This window comes from Polaromonas sp. (assembly GCF_041689105.1).
Classification (GTDB): domain Bacteria; phylum Pseudomonadota; class Gammaproteobacteria; order Burkholderiales; family Burkholderiaceae_C; genus Polaromonas.
Window position 1 is genome coordinate 23,351 of the sequence record NZ_JBDNGU010000115.1, and the last position, 9,030, is coordinate 32,380.

Annotated in this window: 10 protein-coding genes; 8 read left to right on the plus strand and 2 right to left on the minus strand. The window is 62.8% G+C overall.

The features are described 5' to 3' along the window. Positions 1 to 3: 3 nt before the first annotated feature. Entirely contained in the window at positions 4 to 927 is a 924-nt protein-coding gene (locus ACESMT_RS12900; protein ID WP_372826998.1) for a uracil-DNA glycosylase family protein, read from the plus strand. A 176-nt stretch (positions 928 to 1,103) separates the two neighbouring features. On the opposite strand, the gene ACESMT_RS12905 is transcribed toward ACESMT_RS12900, so the two are convergent. Both ACESMT_RS12905 and ACESMT_RS12910 read right to left on the minus strand, forming a co-directional pair. Continuing rightward, positions 1,104 to 1,988: a DMT family transporter gene (locus ACESMT_RS12905; RefSeq protein ID WP_372826999.1), complete on the minus strand. Its 885-nt coding sequence runs from the start codon at positions 1,986 to 1,988 to the stop codon at positions 1,104 to 1,106. Positions 1,989 to 2,509: 521 nt separating this feature from the next. Next, entirely contained in the window at positions 2,510 to 3,337 is an 828-nt protein-coding gene (locus ACESMT_RS12910; RefSeq protein ID WP_372827009.1) for a phosphodiesterase, read from the minus strand. 104 nt (positions 3,338 to 3,441) lie between these two features. Here ACESMT_RS12910 and ACESMT_RS12915 point away from each other — a divergent pair, with 104 nt between their 5' ends. From ACESMT_RS12915 to ACESMT_RS12945, 7 genes are all read left to right on the plus strand, one after another. Beyond that, positions 3,442 to 4,209: a DeoR/GlpR family DNA-binding transcription regulator gene (locus ACESMT_RS12915; RefSeq protein ID WP_372827000.1), complete on the plus strand. Its 768-nt coding sequence runs from the start codon at positions 3,442 to 3,444 to the stop codon at positions 4,207 to 4,209. 58 nt (positions 4,210 to 4,267) lie between these two features. Next, on the plus strand, positions 4,268 to 5,263 hold the full coding sequence (locus ACESMT_RS12920) for an ABC transporter ATP-binding protein (RefSeq protein ID WP_372827001.1): 996 nt from the start codon (positions 4,268 to 4,270) through the stop codon (positions 5,261 to 5,263). Between the two features lie 9 nt (positions 5,264 to 5,272). After that, positions 5,273 to 6,550, plus strand: a complete 1,278-nt coding sequence (locus ACESMT_RS12925; RefSeq protein ID WP_372827002.1) for an ABC transporter substrate-binding protein — start codon at positions 5,273 to 5,275, stop codon at positions 6,548 to 6,550. 19 nt (positions 6,551 to 6,569) lie between these two features. Next, on the plus strand, positions 6,570 to 7,445 hold the full coding sequence (locus tag ACESMT_RS12930; RefSeq protein ID WP_372827003.1) for a carbohydrate ABC transporter permease: 876 nt from the start codon (positions 6,570 to 6,572) through the stop codon (positions 7,443 to 7,445). Between the two features lie 10 nt (positions 7,446 to 7,455). Further along, positions 7,456 to 8,274 (plus strand): carbohydrate ABC transporter permease, encoded by an 819-nt coding sequence (locus ACESMT_RS12935; protein WP_372827004.1) that lies wholly within the window; start codon positions 7,456 to 7,458, stop codon positions 8,272 to 8,274. Positions 8,275 to 8,320: 46 nt separating this feature from the next. Further along, positions 8,321 to 8,503 (plus strand): transposase, encoded by a 183-nt coding sequence (locus ACESMT_RS12940; protein WP_372827005.1) that lies wholly within the window; start codon positions 8,321 to 8,323, stop codon positions 8,501 to 8,503. Positions 8,504 to 8,813: 310 nt separating this feature from the next. Continuing rightward, positions 8,814 to 9,030, plus strand: a 217-nt coding sequence (locus ACESMT_RS12945; RefSeq protein WP_372827006.1) for a hypothetical protein, incomplete at its 3' end; no start/stop codon positions are given.

Here is a 9,030-nt window from a genome sequence, read left to right on the forward strand (position 1 = left end):
ACGATGAGCCTGGACCTCGACAAACGCCAGCGCGCCATCCTGCGCGAGATGGGTGTGCGCGTGTGGCAACCGCCGCCCGTGGCCGTCGTCCCTGACAACACAGATGCTATCGATTCAATAGCTGTAAGCGCACGCCAGACAAGGGCTGAAGCTGCATTTGATGCCGAACCTCAGCGTGCGCCCCTTGCCACAGCGCCAGCCGTTCGCCGCCCGCAGGTTCAAGCGGCACCCGCTGCTACCCGCCCGCCCGCGGCGCCTGTGCCCGGCTTGCAGCCACGCCCCGCAGGCATCGAATTGATGACCTGGCCGGCGCTGCAGACCGCTGTCGCCGGTTGCCGTGCCTGCGCGCTGTGCGAGAGCCGCAAAAATACAGTGTTCGGCGTCGGCCCGCCCGCCGACGAGGCCGCACCCGCCGTGGACTGGCTGATCGTCGGCGAGGCACCCGGGGAAAACGAGGACCTCGCCGGCGAACCTTTTGTGGGACAGGCCGGCCAACTGCTCGACAACATGCTGTTGGCCATGGGCCTGCAGCGTGGCAACGACGACGCGGCCCGCGCCGGCACGGCGAAAAATGTTTTTATCACCAACGTACTCAAGTGCCGGCCACCGGCCAACCGCAACCCCGACCCCGCCGAGGTCGCGCAATGCGCGCCTTATCTAAAGCGCCAGGTCGAGCTGCTGCAGCCGAAAATCATTCTCGCGCTGGGCAAGTTCGCCGCGCAATCGCTGCTGCAGGACAGCGTGCCCGAGGTGCACAAAATCCCGCTGGGCAAGCTGCGCGGCCAGGTGCACAGCTACCTCGGCGTGCCGGTGGTGGTCAGCTACCACCCGGCCTATTTGTTGCGCAGCCTGGGCGACAAGGCCAAGGCCTGGGATGACCTGTGTCTGGCCATGAATGTAGCCCCCACGGTCGTTCGCTCCGCGTAACTCCCGCACCTTGCAGGCCGCCGCTCGCCAGAGGCTTCGCTTCTGTTGCCTGTCCAAACCTGCTCAAGCAGGTTTGGAGCCGCAGGCGCCAGCCCCGAGGGGGCCGCTGCGCCTGCGAACTGGCAAAGCCAGATCCGCGGCCCTGGCTGGTCAAGAGGGGAGTTTCCTGCGCAGATTCACTTGACTGCTGTCCGTCCGGGCGCCAACACCGACGCGATCGCCACCACCATCAGTACCACCGCGGCCCAGTCCTGCCAGTGCAGCACTTCGCCCAGGGCCAGCGCACCCGTAAAGACACCCAGCACGGGAATCATCATCACGCTCAAGGTGGAGGCGATGGGCGGCAGGCTGCGCGCCAGAAAGAACCACGCTGCGTGGGCAAAGCCGAAAATGATCACGGCGTTGTACAAAATCGAGGCCCAGCTGGCGGCCGGCGGTGCCTTCCACTGCGGCATCTCGAAGGCCACGCTCAGGCCAGTCATGACCACCGCCGTCATGGCTGTCATCCAGAAGGAAATCGTCAGCGTGGCCACCGGCATGGTGGTGTTGCGCAGCTTTTGTGTACCCACTGCCCAGGTGGCTGCGGCGCCGAGCGCGCACAACACCCCGATGGGCCGGCCGGACAGGTTGGTCAGCTCATGCCACAGCAGCAGGGACACGCCCAGGGCGGCAGCGGCCACGCCCAGCCAGCTGCGGCGCTGCAGCTGGTGGCCGAAGAACCAGGCGCCGATCAGCGCCGAAAAAATCGGCATGGTGTAGCCCAGAATGGCGGCCCGCCCGCTGCTGAGGTTCTTCACAGCCAGGATGATCAGCCCGTGCCAGACAAACATGTTGGCGAAAGCCAGCCAGAACAGCTCACGGTATTTCTCGCGCGGTACAAAAAACGGAACCTTCATCAGCACCATGGCCATGCCCAGCACCGGCAGGCCCAGCCAGATCGACAGGGCGCGGAAGCTCAAAGGCGGGAAGTCGGCGACGCCGACTTTCATGATGGGCCAGTTGATGCCCCAGGCCAGTGTCAGCAGGACCAGCACGATGAGTTGGCGTTGGGAGAGTTGCATGCGGGAGGTCGGAAGGGGAAAGGTGAAAGGTGAAAGGTGAAAGGTGAAAGGTGAAAGGTGAAAGGTGAAAGGTGAAAGGTGCCATTATTGTCCGGGCAGCGAGGAAATCCTGCAGCGAAAGACCGCGAGGGTCCCCGACTCAAACCAGGCAGGGACCGCGAATCTGGCTTTGCCAGTCCACAGGTGTGCCGCGCAATTGAAGTCGTCAACACGGGCCTGGCATCCATGCGGGTTTGCGACCCGTTGGATTTGATCAACGCGTTCCTAAAGTCGTCAATACGCTGAATGGCCGTCTGGTATCGACACCAGCTTGGTTCGTGCCCGGGGCTGCTTCTGGCAGGAAGCCGTCGTTCGTGATGCTCCTCGATACCGGTCATCGGATAAATCCAAGGTTGGAATCTCTCTTAACGCAGCGTGAGCTTGGAGGCCCTGACCCACTCTCTGCCGAGTAACGCCTGGCAGAGCATCAGCTGGCGCGAGGGCACAACAAGTTCAGATCAGCTTTTCGCGAACATTCGCTTTCAAGCGTAGAACTCCGTCGGCCCGTATTCACCCACTGTGACCCAATGTGAAACCACCGCCCCGTCCAAAGGCGCGTGCAGCGCATACCCTGATGGCTCTCGCCGGTAGGCAGCTGGCCCGCCATCACGCAGATCGAGCACGATCTGGTGTGCGGTGGACGGCACCGTCATGGCCACTGTGCCACCGAAGCGTCGAACGATGGGGCGGTGCAGGTGTCCGCAGATGACGCGTTCGACCTGAGGGTGGCGGCGCAGTAAATCGGCCAGTGCGTCAGTGCCCTGGCGCAGCCCGATGCCGTCCATATGCTCGATGCCGGTGGCAAACGGTGGGTGGTGCATGGCAACAATCGTAGGCTGCCGTGGCGCCTCTGCCAATGAGCGGTCCAACCATGCGAGGCGGTGTTCGCAGAGCGTTCCGTGAGCCGCACCCTCGACCACCGTGTCCAGCGCGATCAGGCGCAGCCCGGCCGCTTCGCGTACCCACAGCACGAAGGGCGATAGCGCCTCATCTGCCAAGGGTGTCAGCTCGGCGTGTTCCGGAAAGGCCAAACGCATCGAATTGATCGAATCGTGGTTGCCTGGCATCAGCCAGACCGGGCAGGTCAGCGGGGCCAGCAGTTGTTGCAGGTGCGCGTATTCGTCGGCACTGCCCCGATCGACAAGGTCGCCGGTGACCACCACGGCCGTGGCGGGCGGTTGAAGGGTCAACACACTCGCCACGGCCTTGGCCAGAAGGGCCGGTGTATCGATTTGGTTCATGAGTAGCCGCCCGGGCGCAACGACGTGAGGGTCTGACAGTTGTACAAGCACGTTGGTATTCTCCGGAATGACCCCCTATTGGAACCCGAAAAACAACGGTGCGGATGACATCGACGTGTCACATTCGAGTTCTAAGCTGTTCGTATGAAATCGTCTATCGCGTTCATTTGAACATGCTTGAAGTGAAGCAGGATTCGCGTGACCAACAGATACTGGACCTCGTGCGAGGTCGCGGTCTGATGGACATCAACGAGCTGGCACGCCAGTTCGACGTCACACCGCAAACGATCCGCCGCGGCGTGAACCAGCTCAGCGAGCTCGGCCTGCTGCGCCGCGTGCACGGTGGCGTCACGCTGCCGGCCACCGGGGCCAATCTGCCCTATGAAGCCCGCCAGGTCCAGCGGCTGGACGGCAAACGCCGCATCGCAGCTGCAGTGGCGGCGTTCATTCCGCACGGCGCTTCGGTGTCCATCGGACTGGGCACGACGCCGCACCAGGTCGCCCTGGCTTTGCGATCGCACAAGCGCCTTCGGGTGGTGACCAACAGCCTGCGCGTGGTCTTCGCGCTGGCCGGCAGCGACGAGCTGGAAATTGCGGTGGCGGGGGGATTTCTACGACCGGCAGACCTTGACGTGGTGGGGGAGGCCGCCGTACGCTGTTTCTCTGACTTCAAGACCGACTTCGCGGTGTTTGGGGCCGGCGGCATCGATGAGGACGGCATGTTGCTGGACTTCGACCCGGCCGAGGTGGCAGCTCGAGAGGCCATGAGGCTGAACTGCCGCCAATCGCTGCTGGTCGCCGACGCGAGCAAGTTCGGGCGTCCTGCCATTGCACGCGGCGGACGCCTGGCCGACATGGACCACCTCTTCATCGACGAGCGGCCCGCTGCTGCGTTTCGTTCTCTCTTGAGCCTGCCTCGTCCGCAGGTGCACGTCGCATGAGCGCGCCGTGCCGCTTCCCAGCCCGAATACCGCAGTGCGCTGTGCGGAGCGTGGTCCAGTGAGCCGGGTCGAACTGCACGGCATCGGCAAGCACTTCGGCGAACATGCTGCGGTGCAGGATGTGCATTTGGTGGCCGACTCCGGTCAGTTCGTTGCACTGCTTGGACCGTCGGGCTGCGGCAAGAGCACCACGCTGCGCCTGATCGCGGCGCTGGAACAGCCCGATGCCGGTCGCATCGTCATCGGTGGTGTCGACGTCACGAGCGCGCCGGCCGCCGAGCGCGGTATCGCCATGGTGTTCCAGAACTACGCGCTGTTTCCTCACCTCACCGTGGGCGAGAACATTGTCTTTGGACTGACGGTGCGCCGGGTCGACAAGGCCGAGCGCGTCCGTCGGCTGGCGCAGACCGCCGAGTTGTTGGGTTTGCAGTCCTTGCTTGACCGCAAGCCGTCACAGCTCTCGGGAGGCCAACGCCAGCGGGTGGCGCTGGGCCGCGCCATCGTGGCTCAGGCACGGGTCTGTCTGATGGACGAACCCCTCTCCAATCTGGATGCGCAGTTGCGCCAGCAAATGCGCAGCGAAATCCGCGAACTCCAGCAGCGCCTGGGCATTACCATGATCTATGTCACGCACGACCAAACCGAGGCCATGACCATGGCCGACCGGGTGGTGTTGATGCGCTCGGGACGCATTGAGCAGCAAGGCACGCCGCAAGACCTGTACGAGCGTCCCGCCAGCACCTTCGTGGCCGGCTTCATCGGGGCACCCGCCATGAACCTCTTTCCCGCCCCTCACGGTCGGGTCCTGTGGGGCGTGCGCCCCGAGCAGATGCAGTTGCGCCCCGCGAGCGAGGGCGTGCCTGCCCGCGTGGTGGCCGTGGAATATTTGGGCGCTGAGAGCCTGCTAATTTGCGAGGCTGCATCGACGCGCGTGGTGCTGCGCGCCAACAGCCTCGACCTTCCCCGGCGAGGCGACACGGTTGGCCTCGGCTGGCCCGCCGCCGCCTTGCACCATTTCGACCGCGACAGCGGTCTGCGACTTCCCCAACCCTAAGGAAAAACCATGAAACCCTGGACCCTGAACCTGGCTTGCGTTGCCTTGAGCGCGACCCTGTGTGTGCCTGCGCTCTCGCAGGAGCTGAGCTTTTACTACCCGGTCGCCGTGGGTGGGCCGGTCACGAAGGTCATCGACGGCATGGCGGCCGATTTCGAGAAGGAGCACCCTGGCATCAAAATCAAGCCGGTTTATGCCGGCAGCTACCAGGACACCATCACCAAGGTGCTGACGGCAGCCAAGGGTGGCGACGCTCCGCACATCGCGGTGATGCTTTCCACCGACATGTACACACTGATCGATGAGAACGTGGTGGTTCCTTTCGACGAGATGGCAAGAACCCCCGCAGACAGGGCATGGATCAACAGCTTCTACCCCGGCTTTATGCAGAACAGCCAGACCGGCGGCAAGACCTGGGGCATCCCGTTTCAGCGCTCCACCGTGGTGATGTACTGGAATAAGGACCTGTTCAAGCAAGCTGGCCTAGACCCGAACAAGCCGCCGCAGAACTGGAATGAACTGGTGGACTACGGCCAGAAGCTGACCAAGCGAGATGCCGCGGGCAACGTCAGCACCTGGGGCATCCAGGTGCCATCCTCAGGATTTCCGTACTGGCTGTTCCAAGGATTCACGACCCAAAACGGCGCCCAGCTCATGAACACGGCCGGCACCCAGACTTACTACGACAAGCCGGAAGTCGTTCAGGCACTTCAGTTCTGGATGGACCTGTCGCAAAAGCACCGCATCCATCCGCCTGGCGTGGTGGAATGGGGCACGACGCCCAAGGACTTCTTTGAACGCAAGGCGGCCATGATCTGGACCACCACCGGCAACCTGACCAACATCCGCAGCAACGCGAAGTTCGACTTCGGCGTAGCTATGCTGCCCGCTGGCAAGCAACGGGGCACCCCCACGGGCGGTGGAAACTTCTACGTCTTCAAGAAGTCCAGCGAGGCCGAGCGCGAAGCCTCAATGAAGTTCATCCAGTGGATGACTTCGCCAAAACGAGCGGCCGAATGGTCCATCGCTACCGGCTATGTCGCCGTGAGCCCGGCGGCCTGGGACACGCCGGAGATGAAGAAGTACCTCGTTGACTTCCCCGCGCCGATCGTGGCACGCGATCAGCTAAAGCACGCCGTTGCCGAACTCTCGACCCACGAGAACCAGCGCGTGACCAAGGCGTTGAACGATGGCCTGCAAGCCGCACTCACCGGTGCCAAGCCTGCGCAGCAGGCCATGCAGGACGCCCAGCGGGAGGCAGACCGCATCTTGCGGCCGTACCGCTGAACTGAGACCTGGTGTCCTCGTGACTGATCGCCACAACGCCGTCGTTGGCTGGCTCTTGCTGCTGCCGGCGGCGGTGCTGCTGCTGGCCTTCACGCACTACCCGGCGGTGGCCACGCTGTGGCACAGCCTGTTCAGCACCGCCAGGCCCAACCGCCCGGCGCGCTGGATCAGCATCGACAACTACCGCGCGCTGGCAGAGGACCCAGTGTTCTGGACATCGCTGGTCAATAACGCCTGGTACGCGCTGGGCACCATTGTTCCGGCGATCGCACTGGCCATCGTGATGGCGCTGTGGGTGAACCGCAAGCTGGCAGGACGTGGCCTGCTGCGGCTGGCGTATTTCACACCCACCGTGCTACCCATGATTGCTGTGGCCAACATCTGGCTTTTTTTCTACACGCCCGACTACGGCCTGCTCGACCAGCTTCGCGGTCTTTGGGGCGGCGCTGCCCACAACTGGCTGGGTTCACGCGAGACGGTGCTGGGCGCCGTGATGGTGGTGGCGGTGTGGAAGGAGGCTGGCTTCTTCATGATCTTCTACCTCGCCGCTCTGCAGCAGCAGTCGCCCGAGCTGCGCGAGGCCGCAGCGCTGGAGGGATGCGGCCGCTGGCAGTTCTTCTGGCGTGTGACCTTCCCACTGCTCATGCCGACTACCTTGTTCGTGCTGATTAACGCGGTGATCAACGCCTTCCGCCTGATCGACCACATCGTCGTGATGACGCGCGGCGGACCCGACAACGCCAGCTCGCTGCTGTTGTTCTACATCTACGAGACCGGCTTCAAGTACTGGGACGTCAGCTACGCCGCCGCGCTCACAGTGGTCCTGCTGGCCGTGCTGGCCCTGCTGGCGCTGCTGCAGTTCGGCCTGCTTGAGCGCCGCACCCACTACCAATGACGCACGCCGCATGCTGAACCCTGGTCGCACAGACACCTCCCTGAACACCTGTGGTGCGTGGATGCTGGCTCTGCTGTGGCTGTTGCCATTGTTCTACGCGGTCTGGTCCGCGTTTCACGCCACCGAATTCTCGGCCAGATTTGACCCGCTGACACCGCTCACGATGGACAACTTCCGCGCGGCCTGGGCTGCTGCGCCGTTCCCGCGCTACTTCCTCAACACCTTCGCGCTGGTGAGCAGCATCCTTGTCGGTCAGCTGGTCCTGTGCACGCTGGCGGCCTATGCCTTCGCACGGTTCGCGTTTCCGGGCCGCGACATCGCCTTTGCCCTGGTGCTGGTGCAACTCATGGTGATGCCGGACGTGGTGCTGGTGGAGAACTACCGCACCCTGCACCAGCTCGGGCTCATGGACACGCTGAGCGCCATGGCCTTGCCCTACATGGCGTCGGCTTTTGGCATCTTCCTGCTGCGCCAAACCTTCAAGACTGTTCCCAAGGAGCTCGAAGAGGCCGCGCGTGTTGAAGGTTGTGGGGCCATGGGGGTGCTGTGGCGCGTGTACATCCCGCTCGCCAAACCGGTTTATCTGGCCTATGCGCTGGTGTCCGTGAGCTACCACTGGAACAACTTTCTCTGGCCATTGGTGATCTCCAACTCGGTGGAGACCCGTCCCTTGACGGTGGGGCTGTCGGTGTTTGCCGGCACGGATCAGGGCATCGACTGGGCCATCATCAACGCGGCCACGCTGATCTCCAGCGCGCCACTGTTGGTGGCGTTCCTGCTTTTTCAGCGGTATTTCGTGCAGAGTTTCCTGCGTGCAGGGATACGCTGACGGTTCATATAAACCCACTTGAGCCAGCTTTCCGCCCGTTGCAGTCTTGATTCAAGTCAGCTTATGTGAAAAGGTCCCCCGGCTCGATGACTGTCGGCACAACAAGCGCCTGACCCGGCTGAACCACCGGGGACGCATCAAGGTCAACACGCAGTGGAACCTGTACTGCATGGTGCATAACATCGAGAAGCTGGCGAAGACGAGCCTGGGACAGCAGCGGGGCAGATAAGGTGGCACTAGGGACAAGCGGGCGTCCATTGATGACAAAAGTGGGTGAAATTGCGCCACACTTTGGGTATGAACAAAAAATTCCCGTCCGTCGATCAGCGCAGTGCGCAAAGCGCTGTAGGTGCTTGCGCAAAATGGATTTTTTTACGGCCTCGTTAGGTGGCAGAACAAACAATGTCGCAAGCACGTATTCTTTTAGAGCACTTCAAGGCCGATTTCTTGCAGGGTCTCGCTATCCGGGATGAGCGGGTTCTAGAGTCGCTGGAACGTGCTCATGGTAGTGCAACATTCGTTCTGTAATTTCCCCGACCATGGAAACTGAACCTGTTTGGAAGTTTCTGGTTTTGGGATTTTTTAATCAGGCCCCTGCCAGGCCGCCGGAGGCCCCCCCCCCCGACAGCAACTGGCAAACCTGGAACAACAGAGAGTACGAATTTCACATGGCCCAAAGAACCCAACTTGACGACAGCGGCCACCCGCTGCACGAAGCTTATGCCTGCCTGCTTGCCAATGGCCTGGACGGCGCCG

Coding starts and splice junctions, on each gene's coding strand:
- ACESMT_RS12925 (WP_372827002.1), top strand. CDS start 5,273: ATGAAACCCTGGACCCTGAACCTGGCTTGCGTTGCCTTGAGCGCGACC.
- ACESMT_RS12905 (WP_372826999.1), bottom strand. CDS start 1,988: ATGCAACTCTCCCAACGCCAACTCATCGTGCTGGTCCTGCTGACACTG.
- ACESMT_RS12935 (WP_372827004.1), top strand. CDS start 7,456: ATGCTGAACCCTGGTCGCACAGACACCTCCCTGAACACCTGTGGTGCG.
- ACESMT_RS12915 (WP_372827000.1), top strand. CDS start 3,442: ATGCTTGAAGTGAAGCAGGATTCGCGTGACCAACAGATACTGGACCTC.
- ACESMT_RS12900 (WP_372826998.1), top strand. CDS start 4: ATGAGCCTGGACCTCGACAAACGCCAGCGCGCCATCCTGCGCGAGATG.